General features: G+C 68.3%; 24 protein-coding genes. 18 read left to right on the forward strand and 6 right to left on the reverse strand.

The annotated features are described in order from the left end of the window. Nucleotides 1-116 precede the first annotated feature (116 nt). Entirely contained in the window at nt 117-1,970 is a 1,854-nt protein-coding gene (locus AB6732_RS00425; RefSeq protein ID WP_370957541.1) for a bifunctional 3'-5' exonuclease/DNA polymerase, read from the reverse strand. 132 nt (nt 1,971-2,102) lie between these two features. On the opposite strand from AB6732_RS00425, the gene ssd reads away from it, so the two are divergent. The 7 genes from ssd (at nt 2,103) to AB6732_RS00460 (ending at nt 7,167) form a co-directional block, all read left to right on the forward strand. Further along, a complete protein-coding gene (gene ssd, locus AB6732_RS00430) occupies nt 2,103-3,221 on the forward strand; it encodes a septum site-determining protein Ssd (RefSeq protein ID WP_370957542.1) in 1,119 nt (372 codons plus the stop codon). Next, nucleotides 3,218-4,531: a TadA family conjugal transfer-associated ATPase gene (locus tag AB6732_RS00435; RefSeq protein WP_370957543.1), complete on the forward strand. Its 1,314-nt coding sequence runs from the start codon at nt 3,218-3,220 to the stop codon at nt 4,529-4,531. The genes ssd and AB6732_RS00435 overlap by 4 nt, the downstream gene beginning before the upstream one ends. Beyond that, nucleotides 4,531-5,340, forward strand: coding sequence for a type II secretion system F family protein (locus AB6732_RS00440; RefSeq protein ID WP_370959570.1), 810 nt, complete (start codon nt 4,531-4,533; stop codon nt 5,338-5,340). The genes AB6732_RS00435 and AB6732_RS00440 overlap by 1 nt, the downstream gene beginning before the upstream one ends. Then, nucleotides 5,337-6,011, forward strand: a complete 675-nt coding sequence (locus AB6732_RS00445) for a type II secretion system F family protein (protein ID WP_370957544.1) — start codon at nt 5,337-5,339, stop codon at nt 6,009-6,011. Before AB6732_RS00440 ends, AB6732_RS00445 begins: the two co-directional genes overlap by 4 nt. Before the next feature lie 36 nt (nt 6,012-6,047). Then, nucleotides 6,048-6,380: a DUF4244 domain-containing protein gene (locus AB6732_RS00450; RefSeq protein ID WP_370957546.1), complete on the forward strand. Its 333-nt coding sequence runs from the start codon at nt 6,048-6,050 to the stop codon at nt 6,378-6,380. A 44-nt stretch (nt 6,381-6,424) separates the two neighbouring features. Next, on the forward strand, nt 6,425-6,760 hold the full coding sequence (locus AB6732_RS00455) for a TadE family type IV pilus minor pilin (protein ID WP_370957547.1): 336 nt from the start codon (nt 6,425-6,427) through the stop codon (nt 6,758-6,760). 86 nt (nt 6,761-6,846) lie between these two features. Beyond that, nucleotides 6,847-7,167: an Rv3654c family TadE-like protein gene (locus tag AB6732_RS00460; RefSeq protein WP_370957549.1), complete on the forward strand. Its 321-nt coding sequence runs from the start codon at nt 6,847-6,849 to the stop codon at nt 7,165-7,167. Nucleotides 7,168-7,387: 220 nt separating this feature from the next. Here the strand turns inward: AB6732_RS00460 and AB6732_RS00465 are convergent, their stop codons facing one another. Together AB6732_RS00465 and AB6732_RS00470 are read right to left on the reverse strand one after the other, a co-directional pair. Next, nucleotides 7,388-9,751, reverse strand: coding sequence for a DEAD/DEAH box helicase (locus AB6732_RS00465; protein ID WP_370957550.1), 2,364 nt, complete (start codon nt 9,749-9,751; stop codon nt 7,388-7,390). 135 nt (nt 9,752-9,886) lie between these two features. Then, nucleotides 9,887-10,576, reverse strand: a complete 690-nt coding sequence (locus tag AB6732_RS00470; protein WP_370957551.1) for a GNAT family N-acetyltransferase — start codon at nt 10,574-10,576, stop codon at nt 9,887-9,889. Nucleotides 10,577-10,728: 152 nt separating this feature from the next. Between AB6732_RS00470 and AB6732_RS00475 the strand changes: the two genes are divergently transcribed. Then, entirely contained in the window at nt 10,729-11,625 is an 897-nt protein-coding gene (locus AB6732_RS00475) for a rhodanese-related sulfurtransferase (RefSeq protein WP_370957552.1), read from the forward strand. A 50-nt stretch (nt 11,626-11,675) separates the two neighbouring features. On the opposite strand, the gene AB6732_RS00480 is transcribed toward AB6732_RS00475, so the two are convergent. Then, the gene (locus AB6732_RS00480; RefSeq protein ID WP_370957553.1) at nt 11,676-12,116 is read right to left on the reverse strand and encodes a hypothetical protein; all 441 of its coding nucleotides are present in this window, start codon (nt 12,114-12,116) and stop codon (nt 11,676-11,678) included. A 57-nt stretch (nt 12,117-12,173) separates the two neighbouring features. Here AB6732_RS00480 and AB6732_RS00485 point away from each other — a divergent pair, with 57 nt between their 5' ends. Beyond that, nucleotides 12,174-12,770, forward strand: coding sequence for a TMEM175 family protein (locus tag AB6732_RS00485; RefSeq protein WP_370957554.1), 597 nt, complete (start codon nt 12,174-12,176; stop codon nt 12,768-12,770). Between the two features lie 7 nt (nt 12,771-12,777). Here the strand turns inward: AB6732_RS00485 and AB6732_RS00490 are convergent, their stop codons facing one another. Both AB6732_RS00490 and AB6732_RS00495 read right to left on the reverse strand, forming a co-directional pair. Beyond that, nucleotides 12,778-14,127 (reverse strand): cytosine permease, encoded by a 1,350-nt coding sequence (locus AB6732_RS00490; protein ID WP_370957555.1) that lies wholly within the window; start codon nt 14,125-14,127, stop codon nt 12,778-12,780. A 3-nt stretch (nt 14,128-14,130) separates the two neighbouring features. After that, nucleotides 14,131-14,529 carry a nuclear transport factor 2 family protein gene (locus AB6732_RS00495; protein ID WP_370957556.1) on the reverse strand — a complete coding sequence of 133 codons (399 nt, stop codon included), beginning with the start codon at nt 14,527-14,529 and terminating at the stop codon, nt 14,131-14,133. Between the two features lie 150 nt (nt 14,530-14,679). Between AB6732_RS00495 and AB6732_RS00500 the strand changes: the two genes are divergently transcribed. From AB6732_RS00500 to AB6732_RS00540, 9 genes are all read left to right on the forward strand, one after another. Then, a complete protein-coding gene (locus AB6732_RS00500) occupies nt 14,680-16,311 on the forward strand; it encodes a methyltransferase (RefSeq protein WP_370957557.1) in 1,632 nt (543 codons plus the stop codon). 75 nt (nt 16,312-16,386) lie between these two features. After that, entirely contained in the window at nt 16,387-16,992 is a 606-nt protein-coding gene (locus AB6732_RS00505; protein WP_370957558.1) for a winged helix-turn-helix domain-containing protein, read from the forward strand. Between the two features lie 132 nt (nt 16,993-17,124). Continuing rightward, entirely contained in the window at nt 17,125-19,863 is a 2,739-nt protein-coding gene (gene topA / locus AB6732_RS00510; RefSeq protein WP_370957559.1) for a type I DNA topoisomerase, read from the forward strand. A 19-nt stretch (nt 19,864-19,882) separates the two neighbouring features. Further along, nucleotides 19,883-20,860, forward strand: coding sequence for a Ppx/GppA phosphatase family protein (locus AB6732_RS00515; protein ID WP_370957560.1), 978 nt, complete (start codon nt 19,883-19,885; stop codon nt 20,858-20,860). 1 nt (nt 20,861) lies between these two features. Then, on the forward strand, nt 20,862-21,659 hold the full coding sequence (locus tag AB6732_RS00520; RefSeq protein WP_370957561.1) for a sugar phosphate isomerase/epimerase family protein: 798 nt from the start codon (nt 20,862-20,864) through the stop codon (nt 21,657-21,659). A gap of 274 nt (nt 21,660-21,933) precedes the next feature. Further along, a complete protein-coding gene (locus AB6732_RS00525; protein WP_370957562.1) occupies nt 21,934-22,281 on the forward strand; it encodes a heavy-metal-associated domain-containing protein in 348 nt (115 codons plus the stop codon). Nucleotides 22,282-22,346: 65 nt separating this feature from the next. After that, nucleotides 22,347-24,584: a heavy metal translocating P-type ATPase gene (locus tag AB6732_RS00530; RefSeq protein WP_370957563.1), complete on the forward strand. Its 2,238-nt coding sequence runs from the start codon at nt 22,347-22,349 to the stop codon at nt 24,582-24,584. Continuing rightward, nucleotides 24,581-24,964, forward strand: coding sequence for a DUF6153 family protein (locus tag AB6732_RS00535; RefSeq protein WP_370957564.1), 384 nt, complete (start codon nt 24,581-24,583; stop codon nt 24,962-24,964). Before AB6732_RS00530 ends, AB6732_RS00535 begins: the two co-directional genes overlap by 4 nt. Nucleotides 24,965-25,016: 52 nt before the next feature. Next, a complete protein-coding gene (locus AB6732_RS00540) occupies nt 25,017-25,637 on the forward strand; it encodes a DUF305 domain-containing protein (protein ID WP_370957565.1) in 621 nt (206 codons plus the stop codon). The last annotated feature ends 197 nt before the right edge of the window (nt 25,638-25,834 follow it).

A 25,834-nucleotide genomic window follows, 5' to 3' on the forward strand; every position in this document is an offset into this window, starting at 1 on the left:
GGTGCAGCATGGTCATGTTGCCCGGCCACGTGGCCCGGTTGCATGGCATCGCGACGTGGCCTGGCCACATGGCCCGGTTGCGTGGCATCGCGACGTGGCCTGACTATTCGCCCTGGCTACTTGGCTTGGTCATAGGAGTCGACCACCGCGACCGTCAGCGGGAAGTCCACCGGGGCCGTGCCGAACAGGAGCCGACCGGCGTCCCGTGCCGCGCTTTCCACTGCCTCGATGCAGTCGGGGATGAGCTCTTCGGGGGCGTGGACCATGATCTCGTCATGCAGGAAGAAGACGAGTTCCGCGGGACCAGTGACAGGCCATGCCGGGGGAGCGTATGGCTCGCGATTCCTGTTGCCGGGATGCGGCTTTTCGGCGTCTTGCCGTTCGGTGTCTGTCTTTCGCGCGTCCTGCCGTCCCGCCTTCTGCCGTCCCGCCTCCTGCCGTTCGGTGTCCTGCGAGGTGACGTCCATTGAGCTGGCGTTCGGCGACTCGTCATCCGTCGTCGCGGCCCCGAGCGCGTGAAGTCGCGACCGGATTCCGGCCAGCCAGCACTCCGCCCATTCCGCCGCGGTCCCCTGCACGATGAAGTTGCGGGTGAACCGGCCCCGTGACCTGGCCCAGGAGTCGGCGCGGCGTTGTTCCTCCTGAGTCTGTGTCCTCTGGGCCGCCTCCCATGCCGCTCCGGGAGGAGGGGTGGTCCTGCCCAGCCACGTGGAGACGGACTCCCCGCGTTCTCCACGTCGCGCGGCGTCCTCCACCAGTCCGATCGCCGCCGGGTACAGCTTCTTGAGCTGCGGCATGAGCCGGGCGGATTCCCCGGTCGTCGCACCGTACATGGCGCCCAGGAGCGCGACTTTCGCCGAGGAACGGCTGCCGCCGAATCCTGCGTCGGCGATCTCGGCATACAGGTCCTGACCGCGAGCGGCGGCGGCCATTCCCTGATCGGCCGACATGGCCGCCAGGATGCGCGGCTCCACCTGCGAGGCGTCAGCGACCAGCAGCTTGTACCCCGGAAGAGCCCGGACAGCATTCCGGACCGACTTCGGGATCTGCAGCGCCCCGCCGCCGCGGGACGACCAGCGACCGGTGACCACACCCCCCACCACGTAATCCGATCTGAAACGGCCGTGGCGGACCCAGCTGTCCAGCCAGGACCAGCCGTTCGCCGTGTAGAGACGGGACAGCTTCTTGTACTCCAGTAAGGGGGCGATCACGGGGTGGTTGAATTCCTGCAGTTCCCATTGCCGGGTGGTCCGCACTTCGATGCCATTGCGGTGCAGGGCCCGCAGGAGTTCCTGCGGCGAATCCGGATTGAGGGAGGGCGAGCGGAGCAGCTCTCTCATCTCCGCCACCAGTGCCTCCATCTTCCGTGGCCTCTGGCCGACTGGAGGTTCCGGGCCCAGAACCTCCTCCAGCAGGTCACGATGGGCCGCCTGGTCCCACGGGACTCCCAGGAACTGCATCTCCGTGGCCACCAGGGCAGCCGCTGACTCCGCGGCGACCAGCAGGCGCAGCCGAACGGGGGAGGCGGAACTCGCGATCGCGGTCAGCTGCGCCGCGAACTCCTGCCGGGTCGGCTCGAGGTCGCGCGCCTGGCGGGGAGCGTCGAACAGGCTGTCCTGGAGCTGCTCCACGGGGCCCGCCTCGGAGCTGGGGTAGTCCGGGGAGCCCGTGATCCTGGCTGCTATCTCGGCGTAGCCAGGGTCCTGCACAAGAGAGGAGAACCGCAGGATGGTCCGGATCAGACTGATGTCGTGGCATCTGGCCACCCGCGCTCCGGCGGCCAGCAGGCGCGGGTAGAAGTCGTGCACGGTGTCCCAGACCCAGCGGGGCTGGTCCTCTTCCAGGGATAGCACTTCCTGCGGGAGATCTTCGGCGGAGACCTTCCGCGGGCTGCCGATCGCCACACCCGAGGCATCGAGGCGGGAGAGGTGCGCCCCGCCGTCGTCGTCGGGGGTGATCAGAATGTGCATGGTTCCATTCTCCCGGCTGACACCGACCTTTTCTGACGCCATCTTCGTGTTGTGGACAAGCCGCTGTGAGCGCTGTCCACATGGCCCCGGCGGACCCTGCCAGCTTGCCGTGGTCGGCAGCACGCTGGATTCATGAAACGACGTATGCAGGGAGCCGTGGACGATCCCACGGCCGAGCTGAGCGACACCGGGTGGCCCGATCGGGTGGCCGTCCGAACGGAGTCCGGCGGCGCGCCATTCCTTCTCATCACCGGACTTCCGGCGATCCAGGAGGCGGTCAGGGCCGCCGCGGCCGCCGCGGGTGTGCGGCTCCGGGTGGCGGAAGACGTTCAGAGCGCCGTCCCGGACTGGGACAGATCCAGCGCGGTGATCGTCGGCGGGGATGTCCTGGATTTCCCTGTCCGTCGCCGACCCGTGGATGCCTTGCTCGGCCTGCAGGATGATCCCGGGCTGTGGGACCGCGCGGCGATGTGGGGTGTGGAACGAGTCGGCGTCCTGCCCGCTGCCATGGGCTGGCTGGCCGAATTCCTCGGCGGCATGGGCACCGTGCGCGACGGCGGACTGGTCGCCGGACTGTGGGGCGCCGCAGGTGGGAGCGGCACGTCGACCCTCGCGGTCTGGCTCGCCGCGCAAGCTGCCGAGGAGGGACTGCGCACGGTGCTCGTGAACACCGCGGCTCATGACGCGGGGTGGCGGTACGCCTTGTCGGCCGCCGACCTCGCAGGATCGGGGTGGGTCGAGCTGAACGCGAGCAGCGGAGCGATCAGTCCCGAACGGCTCGCGAATTCTCTTCCGCAGACCGCCGGATTCTCGGTGCTGATGTGGCCTGCAGACGGCGTCGCACCGGGGCCGGTGATCCACGATCCCCGGGTCCTGGACGCAGCGCGCAAGGCGTACGACCTGGTGGTCCTGGATCTTTCGGATTCCACACTGCACCAGCTCGCCTGGTGGTGCGACACCTTGACCGTGTGTGCGCCCCTGACCCTGAATGCCGCTGTCCGCGCGAGTAACGAGCTCGGCCACCTGCCGGTGTCATCGCCTGGGCTGGTGGCCCGCGCCCGGCGTGGTCAGGGCCCCGAAGCCGCGGAACTCGCCAAGCGGCTGGGCCTTCGCTATCACGGTCTGATTCCACCGCTCCGTGGTGTTCAGGCCGCCGCCGATGAGGGCCGTCTGCCTGGCCTGTCGAGGATCCGTCCGGTACGGACAGTGGTCGGCGCGGTACTCGCCCATGCCGGAGGTGGTGCACGATGAGGGAGACACCGGAGGGCGAGCAGACCTCGTCGGCCACGCCCAGGGCTAACAGCGGCCGGCGCCGTGCCTTCCAGTCGGGAGCTCCGCGCCGGCAGCGTCCCCTCACGGCTGTCGGCAGCGGGCAGGAGGAAGGCCTTCCTCAGCGCTCCGGCAACGGGCACGGCCTGGATCAGGCGCTTCTTGAAACCATCAGGCAGGACGTGCTGAGTGTTCCCGGCCCGGTCACCATGGAAAGGGTCGCCGCCGCCGTGAATGCGACGGGGAGGTTCCTCGGGCCCTCCGTGGCGCTCGCAGCGGTCGAGAGCATCAATGCCGAATTGCGGGGCCTCGGACCACTGCAGGTCGTCGCCGATGTCCCAGGAGTCACCGACATCTTCGTCAACGGGCCCGACGGGGTCTGGTGGGACCGTGGAGCCGGCCTCGAGCGCATCGCGGTGCCGTTGGGGCGCGAGGAACAGGTGCGCGCCCTGGCCCAGCGACTGATATCGGCCGGAGGACGGCGCCTCGACGAGGGCAATCCGTGTGTCGATGTGCGCCTTCCTGGCGGTTACCGCGTCCACGCGGTCATTCCCCCACTATCCCCGGACGGCACCGTCCTGTCGATCAGGATCCGTCGCGACCGGCGGTTCACCCTGGCCGAACTCAGCGAGGCAGGCATGTTCACTCAGGACGTCCTGGGCGTTCTCCAGGCCTTGATGTGCCGACGACTGAACTTCCTGATCAGCGGAGCCACCGGTTCCGGGAAGACGGCCCTGCTGTCTTCTCTCCTGAGTCTCGCGGGGGCGCAAGAGCGGCTGGTTCTGATCGAAGACGCGTCGGAGCTAGACCCCGGGCATCCTCACGTGATCAGGCTGGAATCCCGTCATGGAAACATCGAAGGCAAAGGAGCCATCGGGTTGAGGGAACTCGTCCGGGAGTCTCTGCGGATGAGGCCGGATCGTCTCATCGTGGGGGAGTGCCGCGGTTCGGAAGTCCGTGAGCTGCTGATGGCACTCAATACCGGACACTGTGGTGCCGGGACCCTGCATGCGAACTCAGCCGATGACGTGCCGGCCCGGCTCGAAGCACTGTGCGCCCTGGCGGGAATGGATGGGACCGCTACGGCGGCACAGGTCTCGAGCGCTGTTGACGTGGTGATCCATCTGGCCCGGACCTCAACGGGACGCGAGATACGCGAACTGAGCCTGGTCCGGGCAGTCGACGGACGCCTGGCCACGGAGTCCGTTCTGCGTCATGTCGGTGGACGGGTGAGCTATGGACCGGGCTGGCCGGCGTTCAGGGGCAGGCTGAACGGTGGGACGGAAGCGTGATGCTCTTCGTCGTCTTCCTGATGGTGGCACTGCTCATGGTCGGTCCCGGGCACGGCGCTTGGGTATGGCGGCACGAGCGCGGTCTCGCCCCAGCCAGCGTCGGCCACGGCGTGCTCGGTTCGTGGAGCAGCGCACTTGCCCGGTTCCGGAAGCGGATCAGGACGAGCACGCATGGTGCGCGGAACACTGCCGCCTCGGATCGTGAATCGATGGCCGTTCTGGTGCAGCATCTCGGCGCCCTGCTGAACGGTGGACGCAGTGCCGCTCAGGCATGGCGGGAACTGCTGGAGTTCCAGCGAGAAGCCTCGGAAATGCGCCACGAGTTGCGGCCGGGTGCCGACATCTCGGTGGACTCATCTCTTCTGGCTGTGGCTGCGCAAGCGGCCGAGCTGGGCGAAAGCCCCGCCATCGCCATCCACCGGCAGGTGGTTGCGGGGCGGTTCCCGAAGGAGTCCCGCCTCTCCGTCCGGCAATGGTCCCGCCTAGCTGCCTGTGTGCGCGCCGGCGAACTCAGCGGATGCCCTCTCGCTGACCTCCTGGAACGGTTCGCCCTCGACCTCGAACACTCCGCGGATGCCGAGAGGTCTCGCCAGACGGCGCTCGCCGGTCCCCGGGCCAGTGTCGCCCTGCTCGGCTGGCTGCCGTTCTTCGGACTGGGCCTCGGTCTGCTGCTGGGCGTCGACCCCGTGGACATCGTGCTGCGCTCGCCGCTCGGAGGGCTGTCCGTGGTGGCCGGTCTGCTCTTCTGGTTCCTCGGCAGGGTCTGGTCATCGCGTCTGGTACGTCAGGCGGAGGTGGGTTCGCGATGATCCTCCTCCAGTTCTCCGTCCTACTTTTCGTCTGCTGGTGCCTGACCAGTGCCAGGCCCACCTGCGCGACGGTTCTCGTCCTCAGGGGCGCTGCCGACGGGCGGAGCCTCGACGGGCCGGAAGGCCTGCCGGAAGTGTCCGGAGGCCCCGGCGTCGTGGAGGACAGCGCGCTGCTGCTGGAACTTGTCGGGGTGCTGCTGGAATCCGGGCTCAGTCTGGAACGCAGTCTCGAAGTGCTGGCCGAGTGCGCGGATCAGGCCATTGCGGCCCAGCTCCGACGTGTCGTGGCCGCGCTCGCTTTGGGCGCAGCGTGGGATGCAGCCTGGCGCAGCGCGTCCGACGTCGGTCCCCTCGCGGGCGTGAACAGCGATCGCGTGAGTCTCGTGCCGCGCGCCGTCCGCCTCTTCCGCGGGTCGGGCCATGGCCTCCACCCATCGCTGCAAGCACTGAAACAGGCCCTGGGGTTCGCCGCCTTGAGCGGGGCGCCGTCGGCTCAGAGCATCCGGTCCAGTGCCGCCGCGGAGCGCCGCAGAACCTTGCGGGACTCCGAACGGCGAGCCGCCGCTCTGGGGGTCCGGATTGTCCTGCCCTTGGGGATGTGTTCTCTGCCGTCTTTCATCTGCCTGGGCATCATCCCAGTGGTCCTGGCGCTCCTGCCTGGAGTCGTCTGACATCGCCCGAAGGGGCCTCATTGAAAGGAAGTCCATATGCCGACAACCACCACGCCCGCCTCAGCCGATCCGGGCACTCCTGGACGTCATTCGATCACTGCCACCACTCCGCACGGGTTGGAACGGCGAAGGTGGAGTGTTTCAGGCGAATGCGCCATCCTGTGGCTCCGGATCGTCGGGATCCTCTGGCGCCTCCGAGCCAGGCTGAAGAAGACCTGTTCAGGTCAGGCCGGCACGTCGACGGCGGAGTACGCCATCGCCACTTTGGCTGCTGTGGCCTTCGCGGGTCTTCTGGTCGTCATCATGCGCAGCGACGAGGTCCGGGGGTTCCTCTTGAACATCATCCGCACGGCGTTGGCGATCCCGTGAGTGGTCACCCGGCCCGGCCCGGGAAGCAGGATGAACGGGGGAGCGTGACGGCCGAGTTCTCGGTGACGTTGCCTGTCGTCGTGTTTCTGCTGGCGGTCCTGCTGGGCGCAGGCTCTGCTGCGATGCAGCAAGTGCGGCTTGAGGAGGCGGCCCGGGCAGCCTCGCGTTCGCTCGCCCGAGGCGACACGCAGGACGTCGCGAAGGCCGGTGCCCTGCGGCTGGCGGGTGCGCACGCATGGCTCGAAATCCAGGACGACGGCGGGGGCTTCGTTCGCGCAACAGTCCGGGCCCCCGCTCCAGGGGTGCTCGGAACCGCCGTCCCCTGGATCCAGAGCGCGCAATCGACGGCGGCGAGGGAAGACACCGGAGGGGATCCATGACCCGAGGTGGTTCTGGTTCCTGGAGAAGCCATTCGACAGCCCGAGGTCCGCATCGAGGACTTGAACCGGAGCGGGGCTCGGGAACCGTGCTGTCACTGGGACTCGGGCTCGTACTGGTCACCGCGGTGCTGCTCGTGGTTCTGCTCGGACAGGCGGCGACGCTGGCATCCCGCGCGGCCGCTGCGGCAGACCTCTCTGCGCTCGCAGCGGCGGATGCGGCGCGTGGACTGCGGAACGGGGACCCGTGCACGGTGGCAGCGGAGATCGCCGCCAGGGATGGAGCCCGTCTGGACTCCTGCGAGCTGCAGGGGCCATCCGGAGACATCGCGGAAGTGCGGACCAGTGTCAGCGGCGCGTTCGGTCTGGACGGGGGCGAAGGCCGTGCCCGTGCCGGGCCGCCTCCGTAGGGGGCGGAGTGGACCGGTGTCACGGCCGCCTCCCTCCGGGCCGAGTGGTCCGCGTGCCGGCCCGCCTCCCGAGGAATTGAAACCGTCGGCTGGCAGACTCGCCTCCCCAGGGGCCGAGCGTGCCGCGTGCCTACTCACCTCCCGAGGAATTGAACCGTCCGCTGGCGGGCTTGCCCCGATGGGGTGAGCCCGCCCGCTCACCGGCCCAGAACCTGGGGGACTACCCGCCGCCGTCGAGTGCTGCGGGACCTGTCCAGTCGTGGGCGTCCTTGAGGAAGGCTTCCAAGAGGACCACGGCTCCGGCCTTGTCGAGCGGGTTGTTCTTGTTGCCGCACTTCGGTGACTGAACGCAGGAAGGGCAGCCGGACTCGCACTCACAGGCAAGGATGGCCTCCCGTGTCGCGGCAAGCCAGGTGCGGGCCTTGGCGAAGGCTCGCTCAGCGAAGCCGGCTCCGCCCGCGTGCCCGTCGTACACGAAGATCGTGGGGTGTCCGGTGTCAGCGTGAAGTGCGGTGGAAACCCCGCCGATGTCCCAACGGTCGCTCGACGCCACGAGCGGGAGCATTCCGATCGAGGCATGCTCCGCTGCGTGCAGTGCTCCGGGGAATTGCGCTTCCACCAGTCCGGCGTTCATCAGGCGCTGATTGCCCACCACGAACCACACCGCCTTGGTGAACAAGTCACGGGCCTCGAGATCGAGGGGCTCCTCGCCGAGCACCTCATTGGAGGCCAGCGATTTTCTCTGGAAGGAGACCACTTGGGTCGTCACCTTGACTTCACCGAAATGAACAGCGACATCGCCCCACGTCATGGAGCGGTCCACGGACAGGACTTCCACCTGGGTGACGTCCCGGGCGGTGGTGTAATAGTCCGGATTGGCCCGGCGGACCAGGACGGTATGGTCCTCCTCATCCAGTTCCTCCACGAGGTAGCTGGATCCCTGATGGATGTAGATCGCTCCCCGGTGCGCCTGATAATGCGTCTGGGGAGAGTCCATCGACCCGAGCAGGGCACCCGTCTCCGCATCGACGATCCGGGCCGGCCCTCCGCCGTCGTCCCGGATGCTGACCATGCCGGCCGCGCTCTGGGCATGGGTCCAGAACCAGCCGGCGGGCCGGCGACGGAGGTATCCACGCTCGACCAGGGTGTCCAGCATGCCGCGGGCGGTGGGGCCGAAGAGTTCCTCGTCCCCGGGCCGCAGCGGTTGTTCTGCTGCGGCGGCACAGAGATGCGGGCCCAGGACGTAGGGATTGGACGGGTCGAAGACGGTGGCCTCCACCCCGACGTCGAACACGGCCTCAGGGTGATGCACCAGGTAGGTGTCGAGGGGGTCGTCGCTGGCCACGAAGGCGGCCACGGCATCCTGGCCGGCACGTCCGGCCCGGCCGATCTGCTGGAAGAAGGAGGCCCTGGTCCCGGGCCAGCCGGCGACCAGCACGGCATCGAGCCCCGAGATGTCGATGCCCAGCTCCAGGGCGGACGTGCTGGACACCCCCAGAAGCTCACCCGATCGCAGGGCGGTCTCCAGCGCTCGGCGCTCTTCGGGGAGGTACCCGGAACGGTACGCGGCGATGCGGCCCGGAAGACTCGGGTCGACCTCGTCGAGGAGGCGCTTGGTGATGGACGCGATCCGTTCAGCTCCTCGACGGGACTTGATGAAGGCGATGGTGCGGACCCGCGAGGAGACGAGGTTGGCGAGCATGTCGGCGGACTCGGCGATCGCGGTCCGCCGGGTCGGCGCTCCGTTCTCTCCTTGCAGCTCGGTCAGACGGGGTTCCCAGAAGGCGACGGTGGTGGCGCCCCGAGGGGAGGCGTCCTCCGTCACCGCGGTCACGGGCGCGCCGATCAGCCGGGAGAAGGACTCGGCCGGTTCGGCGGCTGTGGCAGACGCGGCGAGGAACACGGGCTCCGCGCCGTAATAGGCGCAGACCCGGCGCAGACGGCGCAGCAGGTTCGCCACATGGGACCCGAAAACGCCCCGGTAGCTGTGAGCCTCGTCGATCACCACGTACCGCAGGCGGCGGAAGAACCGAGCCCACCAGGAGTGGTTCGGCAGGATGCCGTGGTGCAGCATGTCCGGGTTGGCCAGGATGATGTTGGCGTGCTCGCGGATCCACCGGCGTGAGCTCGCGTCGGTGTCGCCGTCGTAGCTTTCGGCCCGCAGCGTGTTCAGACGCAGCGAGCGGAGGGAGGCCAGCTGGTCCGCCGCCAGCGCCTTGGTGGGCGCGAGGTAGAGGACGGTGGCGCCGTCGTCGTGGAGTTTGCCCGGCTCGGCGAGGACGCGCAGCTCCGAACGGTGCACGGCATCGACGGCGGGCAGTTGGTACGCCAGGGACTTGCCGGAGGCGGTGCCTGTCGCGATCACCACGTGGTCACCCGAGTGGGCGCGTTCCGCGGCTGCGACCTGGTGCTCGTACGGGGTGTCGACGCCCAGCCGTTGATACGCGGCCACGACGTCGGGGTGCGCCCACTCCGGCCACGTGCCGTAGCGGGCCTTCCGTGACGGGATGGTGCGGACATGCTGAAGCTGCTCCGGATCCGCGGAGCGGCCCAGAAGAGGGATCAGCGAGTCAGAGGAGGGCACCGGAACATTGTGTCACCCGGTCGCCGGGCCTTGAACGCAGCACTAGAGAAAACCAGCCCCGGGAAAACCAGCGCTGGGAAAACCAGCGCTGGGAAAACCAGCCCCGGGAAAACGCAGCACCGGGAATCGGGACGCCTAGATGTCGGCGGGCTTCTGTTCCGTGCTGGAGAGCATCACCACGGCGCAGACTTCCTGCCAGCCGAGGTGGGAGTAAAGAAGCCGGCCGTCGGCGGATGCGAGGAGCAGCCCGATCTCCACCGGGTGCTCGAAGGACCGCGCCGCCAGGGACTTCATGATGAAGCTGCCGAGGCCGCGGCGGCGGTAGTCGTCATGGGTGACGATCTGGTCGAAGACTGCCACGGTGCCGTTGGCCACGAATACCCGGCCGCTGGCTGCCACCACGTCGCCGGCTCGGACCTCCGCATGGTGGGCGCCGTCCACGACCGTGTAGCTGACTTCGAGGTCGTCGTCGGGAAGCCAGGGGTCCTCGGTGTCCTGGGTGTCCATGTCGACGATCATCATCGACTCGGACGTCGAATTGAGGAAGAGACCTTCGGCATCGCCCAGAGCCATGTACTTCTGGGGGTCACGGGTCAGGACCGTGAGGAGACGTCCCGGCACTTCGCGGGTCTGCTGAGCGAGCGCTGCGAAATCCTCAGCCGAGGGGTCCACGGCGAAGAACTCGCGGGCCTTGACGGTGTCGTCACGGTCCACGGCAGGGAAGGCGCCGACGCGCTCCACCGAATAGCCTCGGCAGCCGGCCCAGCCTTCCACCCAGACATCCAGCAGGCCGTCAATGTCTTCCATCAGGGTCTCCGCAGTCATGATTCGAGCCTATGGCAGGGCCGGTTAAAGCGACAGTCGGTATCAGTATCTTGTCGGTAAACTCTCAGTCTCAAAGTCATCTCGGAGCCTGCTGGATGCGAGCCGGGGCCCGCCCTGGCGCCTCCGATCCGCGGGAACGTTAACCTTTAACGGTGGCCCAGAACAAGATTGCCCTCTATTACGCCTTCGCCCCCGTCGCCGACCCCGAAGCGGTCCGGCTCTGGCAGCGTGCGCTGTGCGAGAAGCTCGGTCTGCGGGGCCGCATTATCATCTCGAAGGACGGCATCAACGGCACCGTGGGCGGGCCCATCCAGGCCGTGAAGGAGTACGTCCGCACCACCAAGGAGTACGGGGCGTTCCGGGGACTGGATGTGAAGTGGTCCGACGGCGGGGCGGAGGACTTCCCACGGTTGAGCGTCAAGGCCCGTGAGGAGATCGTCTCCTTTGGCGCGCCCGGCGAACTGAAGGTTGATGACAATGGGGTCGTCGGCGGTGGCACGCATCTCTCGCCCGAGGCGCTGCACACCCTGGTGGCGGAAAAGGAGGCCGCGGGCCGGCCGGTGCGGTTCTTCGACGGGCGCAACGCCTTCGAGGCGCAGATCGGCAAATTCAAGGACGCGATCGTGCCGGACGTGGCCACCACCCACGACTTCATCCGCGAACTGGAATCCGGGAAGTACGACGACCTTAAGGACCAGCCGGTCGTCACCTACTGCACCGGCGGCATCCGCTGCGAGGTGCTGTCCAGCCTGATGGTCAACCGCGGCTTCACCGAGGTCTACCAGCTCGACGGCGGGATCGTCCGCTACGGCGAGAAGTTCAAGGACAAGGGCCTCTGGGAGGGCTCGCTCTACGTCTTCGACAAGCGTATGCATCTCGAATTCAGCGACGAGGCGAAGACCATCGGCGCCTGCGCACGGTGCGCCGCTCCCACGAGTGACTTCCACAATTGCGGCAATCCGGAATGCCGCACTCTGACGCTCTACTGTGCCGAATGCGCCTCGGACCCGGAGAAGCTGCGCTGCCCGGACGGCTGCCAGGCCGCCTGAGTCCGCCGTCCCGCCCTGAGCCAGGTCCGCCTACTGCGCCAGGCCCCGGCTCAGCCCTTCGGGACGAGCTGGAACGCGTAGATGATGGGGGCGTCCACCGTGGACGCCTTGACGCTGAGATCCCCGGCCGGCAGGGACACGGTCACGACGTCCTTGTTGCCGTTGCAGGCGCTGGTGGCATCGGCCGCTTCCTTGCCCGCCACGGACAGGGTGAAATACGTCTTGCCGTTGCCTTCGCAGGTCATGGTGAAGGTGTACTTCCCGGCCTCGAGATGGGCGAGGGACGTGTCGGCCGGCTGGCGGTCCACCAGCTTCCCGCTGCCGCCCAGAACAGCACCCGAGGCCGAGGGGAGGGCCGTGGCCTGCCAGGACGGCACGTCCACCTGCTCGATGCCCGGCCGCTGCACGCATCCTGACACCGTTCCCAGCAGGAGCGCGCCGAGCGCTCCCGCCGTGAGGGCGCGGGTGAGGACAGTCATGCGGGAGGTCATGCTTCTACGCTACCGTGCGCCGTCGTGCCCTTGCGCCGGAGTGGTTCACTGAGGTGCATGGAGACCACACGAGTCGAAGCGTTCAGCGACGGCGTCATGGCGATCGCGCTGACCATCATGGTGCTGGAACTGAAGACGCCGGACAGCCCGGATCTGAAGGGCATGGCCGAGTTCCTGCCCACCCTGCTGACGTATGTGCTCAGCTTCATCTACATCGGCATCTATTGGAGCAACCACCACCACCTCATGCACCTCACGAAGCGGGTGGACGGGGGCGCGCTCTGGGCCAATCTGAATCTGCTGTTCTGGCTGTCCCTGGTGCCGTTCACCACGCGCTGGATGGACGACTCCTCGCTGAGCCCGCTCCCCGTGCTCGTCTACGGCTTCAATCTGCTGATGTGCGCCGTCGCCTATGCGATCCTGCAGAACAGACTGATCCGGATCCAGGGTGCGGGCAGCCGCCTCGCCTCAGCCATCAACCGCGGCTTCAAGGAGAAGGTCTCCACGGCGCTCTACCTGCTCGGATGCGCGACGGCGTACCTCACCGTCTGGGTGAGCGTCGCCTGCTACGTCGCGGTCGCCATCCTCTGGATCGTGCCGGACCGACGCATCGAGCGGGCGGTGGCGGACTCCGCGGATCCCTCGGAATCCTGACCAGACCTCAGGAAGCCGGCCGCGTGTGACCGCTCAGCCTCATGCCGCCCCAATAGAGCAGCGCTGAGCAGACGAACGTCGGCAGCGTGGCGCCGAGGGGACTGGGCCAGACGAAGCTCAGCACCACCGAGACGGCGGCGCCGGCGGCCCAGCTCACGACCGCCACCCAGTTGACGCCGCCGGAATACCAGAACGCCCCGCCGGAGGACCGCAGCAGGTCCTTGCCGTAACGGGCGCGTTTGAACCAGTAATAGTCGACGATGACCACGGCGAACACCGGGACGAACAGCGAGCTGATGACCGTGAGGAAGGACGTGAACTGGTCCAGCAGCCCGAGCCAGGCCGAACCAGCGATCGAGACCGTCCCGAGGATGAGGGCGGCGGGGAGGAACCGGACGCGCCCGTCGGGCCGGGCGTTCACCACCGTGGTGGTCATGCCGTAGACGACCATCGAGTTGGTCGCCATGACTGAGAAGAAGATCACGAGTGCGAGCGGGACCCCGAACGGCCCCACGATGGCGACGGGGTCGAAGGAGACGGCCTCGCCGCCGGAGAGCACCACGTAGCCGAGGGCGGTGGCGCCGAGCAGCATCGCGACGATCGTGGAGAGCGAGTAGCCGATGCCTCCGCCGAGGACTCCGGCGCGAGTGCTGCGGGCCATGCGGTTGATGTCGGCGGACAGGACGGTCCAGGAGACCGCGGTGGCGACGACGAGGTCGAGGACGATCGCAGGCGTCGAACCCAGTGCCGGGTCCACCTCGATCCCCGCGAAGTCGGCGGGGGAGAATCGGCCCAGCGCTGTCGCGAAGATCCACGCGATGACCGCCAGGATCACGACCGCCAGCCACGGCTCGACGCGGGAGATGCCCGAGTGCCCGAAGATCGCCAGGATCACCACGAGCAGCTGGCACAGCATCGAGAACAGCACCGGATTGCTGAAACCCGTGAACTCGTGGACCACATGGTTCACGGTCACGCCGGCCAGCATCGCCTGCACCCAGCTCCAGCCCATCAGGATCACGACGTTCGCCCCGACCGGCAGCAGCGAGCCGCGCAGCCCGAACGCCCCACGGGTCACGGCCATGGTGGGCAGACCGGTGCGCGTGCCGATCGCGCCGATGGACGTCAGGACCACGGCGCCCACCAGCGTCCCTGCCACGATCATCGTGACGGCGGTGGGGAACGGCACCGCGGTCACGAACAGCGTGCCCGTCAGCAGCGTGGTGACCACGAGGTTCGCGGCGAGCCAGATCATCCCGATCCGGGCGCCGGACAGGGTGCCCTGGACGGGTCCTGAGCTGTCAGCCTCCGCGGAGAGCCGGGCGTCGAGTCCTGCGTAGACCGTTTTCAGGGACACGCGTCACTCCCCGGGGGCGGTGGACAGGTGCTCGTGGACGGCGGTCAGGCCGTCCCGTTCGGTGCGGAAGACGATGGTCTCGCGTTCGGTGCTGCGCTCGGCGCTGCCATCACCCGGATCCACCGTGGTGTCGACGGTATGGGTGAAGACGGCCATCCCGGGGTAGCACTGGATGAGGGCGTCACGGGAGACGCAGTCGAGGACGGCCCAGCCTTCCGCGCGCCAGGAGTCCCACGCGCGCTCGTAGGAGGCGCGGTCGTTCAGGCGGTGCTGTTCGGGGTGGAAGACGAACGTGGCGTCCTCGGCGAAGGCGCCGAAATATGCGTCCCGGTCATTCGCCCGGAAAGCCTGGACGATCGCTGCCGCAGCCTCTTCGACGCTGGCCTGGGTGGGTGTCTCCATGATGCTCCTTCGAATCGACGCCGGGCGAATCAACGGGGAGCCCGCAGGTTTCGCGTCAGGCAACATGTGATGCTACCGGAATAACAATTGGCGGGGTAGAGGCGGCGCCCCAGCCCGCCCGGCCCGGGCCGGTGCGCCTACCATGGCAAGGTGACTGAACAGACCTCCTGGCAGGACTCGCCCGAAGCCCGCGTGGACGCGCCGCGCGCCGACGATCTCCCTCTGCTCCAGGCCCTGGCCTCGGATCTGAAAGCTCTCGACTACACGGCCGACGGCGTCGCCGACCTCCTCGGAGCGCCCGCGTACGAGGCGCTCTCGCGGGACCAGCTCGTGCCGGCCCGCATCGCCCTCGAGCGGCACGCCGGGCGGGGGCTCGCCGTCGTCGTGGGGCTGTGGCTGCTGGCCGCGCCGCAGCAGGCCGAGGCGCTGGAGGCGGCGTTTCCCCGGCTGGGTGTCGACGGCCTGCTGACGCTCGGCCTCGTGGAGCGGGCCGACGACGGCGCCGTCCAGGCCGCCGTCGACCTGCGGCCTTACGCGTGGACCGGTGAGGACGGGGCGGAGTCGCTGCTCTGGGTCGCCAGCGATCTGGGCGCCCACCAGAGGCCCGGGGTGCTCCGGCACGACCACGTGCTCGGCATCGGTCAGGCGTCCACCACGCTCGTCCAGGTCACCATGCGGCGGCCCGTCGCGACCGCGCTGGACCTCGGCACGGGCTGCGGCATCCAGACGTTCCACCTGCTCCAGCACGCGCGGCACGTGGTCGCCACGGACATCTCCTCGCGGGCGCTCGCCTTCACCCGCTTCAATCTGCTGCTCAACGCCGACGCTCTGGGGATCGATCCGGAGAGTCCGGACGACCGCGTCAGCCTGCGGTCCGGCTCGCTCCTGGATCCGGTCGCCGGGGAGCGCTTCGACCTGGTGGTCTCCAACCCGCCGTTCGTCATCACCCCGCGTCATGACGGTGAGTCCACCGACGATCAGTTCACCTACCGCGATGGCGGGCTGCCGGGTGATGCGATCGTCTCCACGCTGTTCCGGGACCTGCCAGGCGCCCTCAACCCGGGTGGCACGGCCCAGATGCTCGGGAACTGGGAGATCACGGAAGGCGCCGCGTGGCACGAGCGGGTGCGGTCGTGGCTGCCGGACGGCGCGGGAGTCTGGGTCATCCAGCGCGAGCAGCTCAGCCCCGAGCTCTACGCCGAGACCTGGCTGCACGACGCCTCGGAAGGCCGCGACCCCGGGCTGTACGCCCGCAGTTACCGGGATTACCTGAGCGACTTCGCGGCCCGTGGTGTGGGGGCGGTCGGCTTCGGCATGGTGCTGCTCACCGGCTCGGGGGAGGATTCCGATCTCGAGCGCTTCGAGGAGATCACTTATCCCGTGGAACAGCCGCTCGGTCCTCACCTGCTCGCCGCCCTGGAGCGCCGGGCCTGGCTCGAGAGCCACGACGTGGGCGACGCTGCCTTCGTCGTGGCGGAGGACGTGACCGAGGAGCGGCATCAGCGGCCCGGTGCGGAACACCCGGGGGTCATCCTGCTCCGGCAAGGCGCCGGACTGCGCCGCACCAACCTGCTCAGCAGCGAGCTCGCGGGCTTCGTCTCGGCCTGCGACGGCGACTTCACGGCCGCGCAGCTGGCCGCCGCCGTCGTGAGTCTGACCCCTTCGGCGGAGGGCGCCGGACCGATCGATGACGCGTCCCGCATTGCCGCATTGCTGGAAGACGTGCACAATTTGGTGATCGATGGCTTTCTTGTTCCCGTAGGCCTGGTGTCCCAGCCCTGACGGAGTGCTGGACCTCAGGGGCAGTTTCGTCAAAGATTTCCTTCATATCTGCCCCCCAATCGATAGAATGGTTTTGTGAGCACCCAGGCTTCAGAAACTGCGCAGGAGCCCCGCCGCCAGGTGGAGATCTCCGACCCGAAGGCCATCCGTGCGCTTGCGCATGCCGCTCGCCTGGCTGCCATCAGTGACCTCTATTCGAGCCAGGTGAGCCGCACGGCCACCGAACTCGCAGCCGTCACCGGACTCACCCCCAGTGCGATGAGTTACCACCTCCGCGCACTCCAGAAATGGGGCATGGTGGAACCCGCGGAAAGCGACGGCGACGCGCGTGAGCGCCGCTGGAAGGCTGCGGGCACCGATTTCATGATCAAGTCCGTGAGCGGCTCGGGGCACCCTGAGCTTGCGATCCTGGATCTCGAGCTGGACGCGCAGCGCCGCCGTATCCTCGCTCACAATCAGGAACGGGATGAGCTGACGCTGCGGGGCGCCGAGGATCAGCGCTTCCCCTCGATGTCGATGTCCACCGAGGTGCTCTACCTGGACCCGTCCAAGGCACGTGAGCTGATCGACCGGATGAACCAGCTGATCAGGGAATACGCCGTGACGGACCGCAGCGACGCCACCGAGGAGACCCGACGGGTCTCCGCGCTGTGGTCGATCGTCCCGGACAGCGCTCCCTGAGCCACAGTCCCTTCCCGGCCGGAGGCCGGATGTCCACAGGGCAGGCTTCATGTCGGAACTGCCCGGCAAAGTGTGGTGAACTAGGCAGATATGGGCGTCAGGCCCGCCAGAGAAGAATTCCGTAGGAGCACCGTGCCCACCAAGGCCAAGACCGGCAAGAAACTCGTGATCGTGGAGTCTCCCGCCAAGAGCAAGACCATCGCCAAGTACCTGGGCGAGGGTTTCGTGGTGGAGGCTTCCATCGGTCACATCCGTGACCTGCCGCAGCCCTCCGAACTCCCCGCCGAGCTGAAGAAGACCTCGGTGGGCAAGTTCGCGGTGGACGTGGATCACGACTTCAAGCCGTACTACGTGGTCTCCAGCAACAAGAAGAAGGTGGTGGCGGAACTCAAGGCGCAGCTCAAGGACGCCGACGAGCTCTACCTCGCCACTGATGGGGATCGCGAAGGCGAGGCCATCGCGTGGCACCTTCTCGAGGTGCTCAAGCCCAAGGTCCCCGTATACCGGATGACCTTCGGTGAGATCACCAAGGAAGCCATCCAGCGGGCCATGACGAGCCTGCGGGACATCGACACCGATCTGGTGGACGCCCAGGAGACGCGCCGCGTCCTGGACCGCCTCTACGGCTATGAGATCTCCCCGGTGCTCTGGCGCAAGGTGGCCAGCGGCCTCTCCGCAGGCCGCGTGCAGTCCGTGGTCACCCGCCTCGTGGTGGACCGCGAACGGGAGCGCATGGCGTTCACGTCCGCCTCGTACTGGGACCTCACCGGGGTCTTCAGCGCCGCGGGCGAGTCCTTCAAGGCCAAGCTGAGCGCCGTCAACGGCGAGCGCCTTGCCACGGGCAAGGACTTCACTGACGCCGGTCAGCTCAAGGGCAAAGCCGTGGCCCTGCTGGACGAAGCCTCCGCCACCAGCCTGGCGGAGAACCTGGGCTCCGCGGACTTCAGTGTCCGCTCCATGGAGACGAAGCCGTACACCCGCCGTCCGGCCGCGCCGTTCACCACGTCGACCCTCCAGCAGGAGGCGGGCCGTAAGCTCCGCTTCTCCTCGAAGATCACCATGCAGGTGGCGCAGCGTCTCTACGAGAACGGCTACATCACCTATATGCGTACCGACTCGTCGGCGCTCTCGGACGAGGCCGTCAACGCGGCCCGGAAGCAGGCGAGCGAGCTGTACGGCGCCGAGTACATCCCGTCCAGCCGCCGCGTGTACGCCAACAAGAGCGCCAACGCGCAGGAGGCTCACGAGGCCATCCGCCCCGCCGGCGACGCCTTCCGCACCCCGGCACAGGTCAAGTCCCAGCTCTCCGCGGACGAATTCCGCCTGTACGAACTGATCTGGAAGCGCACCGTCGCCTCGCAGATGGCGGATGCCAAGGGTTCGACGGCGACCATCAAGCTGGGCGCCGTGTCCTCCGACGGCCGGGACGCCGAGTTCACGGCGTCCGGCACCGTCATCACCTTCCCCGGCTTCCTGGCCGCCTATGAGGAGGGCAAGGACGAAAGCCGCGAGGACGACTCGGACGAGTCCCGCCGGCTGCCGAACGTCGGTGAAGGTGACCGCCTGCAGGGTGGCGACATCACCGCCGTCGGGCACCAGACCTCGCCGCCCCCGCGGTACACGGAGGCCTCGCTGACCGCCGAGATGGAGAAGGAAGGCATTGGCCGTCCGTCCACGTACGCGGCCACCATCTCCACCATCCAGGACCGCGGCTATGTCCGGAAGCAGGGTTCCGCTCTGGTTCCCAGCTGGATCGCGTTCTCCGTCATCAAGCTGCTCGAACAGCACTTCTCCGACTACGTGGATTACGAGTTCACCGCCGACATGGAGACGGACCTGGACCGCATCGCCCGCGGTGAGGAGCCCGGCGCGAGCTGGCTCAAGCACTTCTACTTCGGCGACGGCGGCAAGGAAGCCGGCCTGAAGTCCGTGGTCAACAACCTCGGCGAGATCGACGCCCGTGACATCAACTCGATCCCCGTCACCGACGGCATCGTCCTCCGGGTGGGCAAGTTCGGCCCGTACCTGGAGAGCACCGTCCCCACGGTCGACGCCAAGACCGGCGAGGTCGTGGAGGCGCTGCGCGCCAACGTCCCCGAGGACCTGGCACCGGACGAGCTGACCCCGGAGAAGGCCCGCGAGCTGCTGGAGAACTCCGCCCCGGAGGAGCGCGTCCTCGGCGTGGACCCGCACACCGGGCACACCGTGGTGGCCAAGAACGGCCGCTACGGCGCCTTCGTCACGGAAATCATCCCCGAGCCGACGGCCGAGGAGATCGCCGCGCAGCCGGTCGAGTATTACAAGAACGGCAAGCCGAAGCCTCCGAAGAAGCCGGTCAAGGTCAAGCCGCGTTCCGGTTCGCTCTTCAAGTCCATGTCCGTGGACACCGTCACCCTGGACGAGGCCCTCGCACTCCTCAGCCTGCCCCGCGTGCTGGGCCAGGATGAGGAAGGCACTCCCATCACGGTGCAGAACGGCCGCTTCGGCCCGTACCTGAAGAAGGGCGCGGACTCCCGGTCGATCGGCTCCGAAGAGGAGATCTTCACCATCACCCTGGAACAGGCGCTGGAGATCTACTCGCAGCCCAAGCAGCGTGGCGCCCGTGCGGCCGTTCCGCCGCTCGCGGAGTTCGGACCGGACCCGGTGTCGGAGAAGAACATCGTGGTGAAGGAAGGCCGCTTCGGACCGTACATCACCGACGGGATCACCAACATCACCGTCCCGCGCTCCACGAGCGTCGAGGAGCTGACCCGGGAACGCGCCGTCGAACTTCTGGCGGAGAAGCGGGCCAAGGGACCGGTGAAGAGGACCACCCGTAGCACCACGTCACGGAGCACGGCCAAGAAGCCGGCCGCGAAGAAGAAGGCCTGACACAGGACATAATGAGCACATGCGTCTAGGCGTCCTGGATATCGGTTCCAACACCGTCCACCTGCTGCTGGTGGACGCCCATCCGGGTGCCCAGCCGGTGCCGTTCGCCTCGCACAAGAGGCCGCTGTCCCTCGTCCAGTATCTGGAGCCGGACGGCAGCATCAACGAGGCCGGGCAGAAGGAACTCGTCGAGTTCGTCCTGGAGGCGTGGGAGTTCGCTGCCCGGCACAAGGCGGAGGACCTCCTGGCCTTCTGCACCTCGGCGATCCGGGAAGCCACGAACGGTCCGCAGGTGCTCGCCCGCGTGAAGCACGAGACCACCGTGACCCTGCGCGAGCTGTCCGGCAGCGAAGAGGCGGAGATGACCTTCTTCGCGGTCCGGCGCTGGTTCGGCTGGGCGGCGGGCACCGTCCTGGACCTGGACATCGGCGGAGGGTCGTTCGAAATGGCCTTGGGCCGTGACGAGCTTCCGGAGATCGCCACGAGTGTGCCGCTCGGCGCGAGCCGCCTGACGCGTGACTGGCTGGCCGAGGACCCTCCCACCGCCAAGAGCATCAAGGAACTCCGGAAGTACATCCGGTCCACGCTCAAGCCCGTGGTGAAGGACTTCGCCCGGGTCGGAACCCCGCATGTGGTGACCGGGACGTCCAAGACCTTCCGGTCGCTGGCCCGGATCGCCGGTGCCGCGCCCAGTGCCGCCGGCCCGTACGTGCGGCGTGAGCTTCTCCGGGAGGACCTCGGGCTGTGGGCGCAGCGGATCTCCGCCATGAGTGCCGAGGACCGGCTGCATCTCCCCGGCGTCTCGCAGGCCAGGGCGCCCCAATTGCTGGCCGGCGCTCTCGTGGCCGAGGCCGCGCTGGAACTGTTCGACCAGCCGCGGATCGTGATCTGCCCCTGGGCTCTGCGTGAAGGGCTCATCCTGCGGCGTCTCGACCAGCTGGTCTTCGACGGGCCGCTTGATCCGCCGGCCCATGTCAAGGACGAGGGAGAACTCTGAGATGGCCGAATCCGGCAGGTCTCCCCTCACGGTCGCGCTGTCCAGCGCCTCCGTGTACCCGCTGAGCGTCCATGACGCCTTCGCCGTGGCCCAGGACCTGGGCTATGACGGGGTGGAGGTCATGGTCACCAACAACCCCATCAGCCAGGATCCCCGGGCCCTCCGCCAGCTGAGTGAACGGTACGGCCAGGAGATCGTGTCCATCCACGCGCCGACCCTGCTGCTCACCCAGCAGGTGTGGGGCAAGGCGTGGAACAAGATCGAGCAGTCGTGCCTGATGGCCCGCGAAGTGGGCTGCGACGTGGTGGTCGTACACCCGCCGTTCCGCTGGCAGAACGGCTATGCGGAAGAGTTCTTCGACGGTGTGCTGGAGGCGCAGGAGCGTCACGGCGTGAAGATCGCCGTGGAGAACATGTACCCCTGGCGTGTCCGTGGCCGGGAGATCCTGATGTACCTGCCGCACTGGAACCCGCTCGGATTCGGGTATCAGCATGTGACCTGGGACTTCTCGCACTCCGCGACGGCGGGCATGGACAGCCTGGACGCCATGCGAGAGCTGGGCTCCGCGCTCCGGCACGTGCACCTCACCGATGGCACCGGCGTGGGCAGCAAGGACGAGCACCTCATGCCGGGGGAGGGCAATCAGCGCTGCGCCGAAGCCCTCCGGTACCTGGCCGCCTCCGATTTCGACGGCGTCGTGGTGGCGGAGATCAGCACCCGCAAGGCCAAGGTCGCGGGGGAGCGGGAAGAGATGCTCGCGCAGACCCTCGATTTCGCGCGCCGTCACCTGGCCCGCTAGCCACTCCCTTAATCCTCTTTCGCCGAAACAGTGGGTTTCCGCTGAAACAGTGTGTTCTGCGCGCGGTTTCGGCGGAAACCCACTGTTTCGAGCATCCCCGCGATCCCGCCTGGTTCATGTCATCGGAGTGAGGGCTTGACGTAGATACCCCCCAGGGGTATTTTTGAAGCGTTGTCAGTGAAGTGGTATGTCCAGGCGGTCGTCTTTCCGCCGCCGTCACAGCCGTTCAACCCCAGCACCCAAGACCTTTCTCGCGTCAAGGAATGGAACTGACATGTGCGACTCCGGACTCCGGAACAACCTGACCCTCACCCCCGTGCAGGAATCGTCCTGCGCCTGCTGCGCCCCGGCGGCGACCACTCCATCGGCCGACGCGCCGGAAACAGCTCCTGAGCGGACCCGGCAGGAGGCGCAGACGCTCGACGTCGGCGTCGACGGCCTGAGCTGCGGCAGCTGCGTCCGGAAGGTGGAGACGGCGCTCTCCACAGTGGACGGCGTCGAATCCAGCAGCATCGAGCTGGTCCCCGGCGGAACCTCGCGGCTCCGTGTCTCGGGAACGGCCGGACTCTCCGCCGTGCGTGACGCTCTCGCGTCCACCGGCTACCACCTGAGCGAACGCTGAGCCGATCCGCTGCCGGCGGGCGCGGTCCCGTCGGCAGCGGATCGGCAGATCTCCCGGGAGGGGACATGAAGCAGCACCAGCAGCACGACCATCACCATCCGCAGGATCCTGAAACCCTTCATGCCGAGGCTTCTGCAGGCCACGGCGAACAGGGCCACGCCGCCGGCCACGAGTCCGGCTCCCACGAGCCCGGTTCCCACGAGTCCGGCTCCCACGAGCCCGGCTCGTTGAAGACGGCGCCCGACACGGCCACCACGACAGCACACACCCACCCCACCCACCACCACGCGCCGGACGACGATCACCAGGTCCACCAGCATGGGGAGCACGCCGGGCACAGCACCGCGATGTTCCGCAGCCGGTTCTGGCTCACGCTCATGCTCTCCGTCCCCGTGGTCTTCTTCAGCCCCATGGTGGGCCACCTGCTGGGGTTCCGCGCCCCGGAGTTCCCCGGTTCGTCCTGGATCACGCCCATTCTCGGCACCGTGATCTTCCTGTACGGCGGCGCACCGTTCCTGAAAGGCCGCGCCCAGGAACTGCGGGATCGCCGCCCCGGGATGATGCTCCTGATCAGCATGGCCATCACCGTGGCCTTCCTGGCGTCCTGGGCCACCACGCTGGGCCTGGGGGGCTTCGACCTGGACTTCTGGTGGGAGCTGGCTCTGCTGGTCACCATCATGCTGCTCGGGCACTGGATCGAGATGCGGGCCCTCGGCTCGGCCCGCGGTGCGCTCGACGCCCTCGCCGCGCTCCTGCCCGATGAGGCGGAGCGCCTCACGGATCAGGGGACCGAGACGGTGCCGACTTCCGCGCTGCGGGCGGGCGACCTGCTCCTGGTCCGGTCCGGATCGCGGATGCCCGCGGACGGCGTGATCACGGACGGGCGGGCCGAGTTCGACGAGTCGATGATCCCGGGCGAGTCCCGGGCCGTGCTCAAGTCCCCGGGCGACCAGGTCGTCGCCGGCACCGTCGCCACGGACAACAGCGTGAGGGTCCGGGTCACCGCGGTGGGCGGGGACACCGCGCTGGCGGGCATCGAGCGGCTCGTCGCCGAAGCGCAGGCGTCCTCGTCCCGGACGCAGGCTCTCGCGGATCGCGCGGCCGCCTTCCTGTTCTACTTCGCCACGGGCGCCGGGCTCCTGACCTTCCTCGTCTGGGCTCTCCTGGGAAACATCCCCGAGGCCGTGACCAGGACCGTGACGGTGCTCGTGATCGCCTGCCCGCACGCCCTGGGCCTGGCCATTCCGCTCGTGATCGCGATCTCCACGGAGCGGGCGGCGCGGGCCGGGATCCTCATCAAGAACCGGATCGCTCTGGAGAAGATGCGGACCGTGGATGTCGTGCTCTTCGACAAGACCGGAACCCTCACGCAGGGTGAGCCGGCCGTCCGGGAGACTGCCGCGATCGACGGCGACGTCGACCGGATGCTCGCCCTCGCGGCCGCCGTCGAGGCCGACAGCGAGCACCCTGTGGCCCGCGCGATCGTCCGCGCGGCCCGGGAGCGTGGCCTGACGGTTCCCGCGGCCCATGATTTCGAAGCCCTGACCGGGCGGGGCGCACGCGCCGTCGTCGACGGCGTCGAGTACCGGGTGGGTGGCCCCGCCCTGCTCGCCGAACTGGACGTCGCCGCGCCTGAGGAGCTGCGGAAGGCCACGGAGGCCTGGTCGTCGCGCGGCGCGGCCGTGCTGCACGTCCTCCGGGACCGGACCGTGCTGGGCGCTCTGAGCCTGGAGGACGGCATCCGCCCGGAGTCCCGGCAGGCGGTGTCCGCTCTCCAGGCGCGGGGGATCACGGTCGCCATGATCACCGGCGACGCCCGTCAGGTGGCCGAGGCGGTCGCGTCCGAACTCGGCATCGACGAGGTCTTCGCCGAGGTGCTGCCCGCCGACAAGGACGGCAAGGTCGCGGAGCTCCAGGCCCGCGGCCTCCGCGTGGCGATGGTGGGCGACGGGGTCAACGACTCCCCGGCGCTGGCCCGGGCCGACGTGGGGATCGCGATCGGCGCCGGCACGGACGCCGCCGTCGAATCGGCCGGGGTGGTGCTCGCGGGGAACGACCCGCGGGCCGTTCTCTCCCTGGTCGAACTCTCCCGCGCGAGTTACCGGAAGATGTGGCAGAACCTGGTCTGGGCCACGGGCTACAATCTCCTCTCGGTGCCGTTGGCCGCGGGCGTCCTGGCCTTCGCCGGCGTCGTGCTGTCCCCGGCGGCCGGTGCCGTGCTCATGTCCCTGTCCACCATCGTGGTGGCCCTCAACGCACAGCTGTTGCGCCGCCTCCGGCTCGATCCGGCGTCGCTCGTATGACCGTGCTGAAGCGGCTGCTGCTCGTCGTCGGCGTGCTGGCCGGGCTGCTCGGCATGCACCCTCTCGCGGGACTCCCGATGGCGGCAGCCCACTCGCATGCGGCCGCTCAGCCGGCCCATGACGACGACGCCGTCCTCCACCCCGTCGACGGCTCGCCGTCGGAGGCTCCCGCACCGTGTGACGGTCCGGGTCCGTGTCACACGATGGCGGGTGCGGGGTCGGGCTGCGTCCTCCTGCCGGGCGGTCATGCCCCGGGGCTTGCGGTTCCGGCCGGACCCCGGAGCGTCCCGGAGACGGTGTTCCGGGGGCAGACGGTCCCGGCGTCGTCCCGTGGTCCGGGAGCGCCGTCCCTGGTGGAGCTCTGCATCAGCAGAACGTGAGGTCCCGGTGGCATCGCAGACCGAACCTGAATCCACTGGAAGGACCCATTTCATGAAGAAGACACTCATCACCACGGCGGCCGGCCTCGGCGCGGCCCTCCTGCTCTCGGCCTGCTCGACGGGATCCGTGGGCTCAGGCGGGGACATGGCCGGGATGCCCGGGCACAGCATGTCCGCGTCCAGCGCTCCGGCGTCGTCGGCCGGCACCCCTGCTCAAGACGGCCACAACGCCGCGGACACGATGTTCGCCGCCATGATGATCCCGCACCATCAGCAGGCCCTCGAGATGAGCGGGATCGTGCTGGAGAAAAAGGGGCTGCCTGGGGAAGTGACGGCTCTGGCGCGCAAGATTCAGCAGGCCCAGGGCCCGGAGATCGCGACGCTCACTTCCTGGCTCAGCGCCTGGGGAGAGAATCCGGCTGATCACGGAGGCCACTCGATGGAGGGGATGATGAGCGCCGAGGATCTCGACCAGCTGAAATCCGCTCAGGGGACGGCCGCGGCGCGGCTCTTCCTGACACAGATGATCAAGCATCACGAGGGTGCGCTCACCATGGCGCGTACGGAAAGCCGCGAGGGCAAGGACGCGAAGGCCGTGGAGCTGAGCCGCAAGATCGTGGCCGACCAGGCGGCGGAGATCGCCGAGATGAAGAAGCTGCTGGCCGGGCTCTGACGGGCGGGGGCCCGACGGCGGGCCGGTGCCGCGAGGTGCCGGCTCGCCGGGGGGTCCGATGTGGGAGAACCAGGGCTTCTGACGGCCTCGCCCCTTGACGAACCTGGTTGTTAACGAACTTGGTCGTTAACGAGCGAACGCCGGGTAGCTTATTCAAGGAACACTTGGGGGGAACGTTCCTTGCACTACCCGGCGTC

The organism is Arthrobacter sp. RCC_34 (assembly GCF_041360795.1).
Taxonomy (GTDB): domain Bacteria; phylum Actinomycetota; class Actinomycetes; order Actinomycetales; family Micrococcaceae; genus Arthrobacter_E.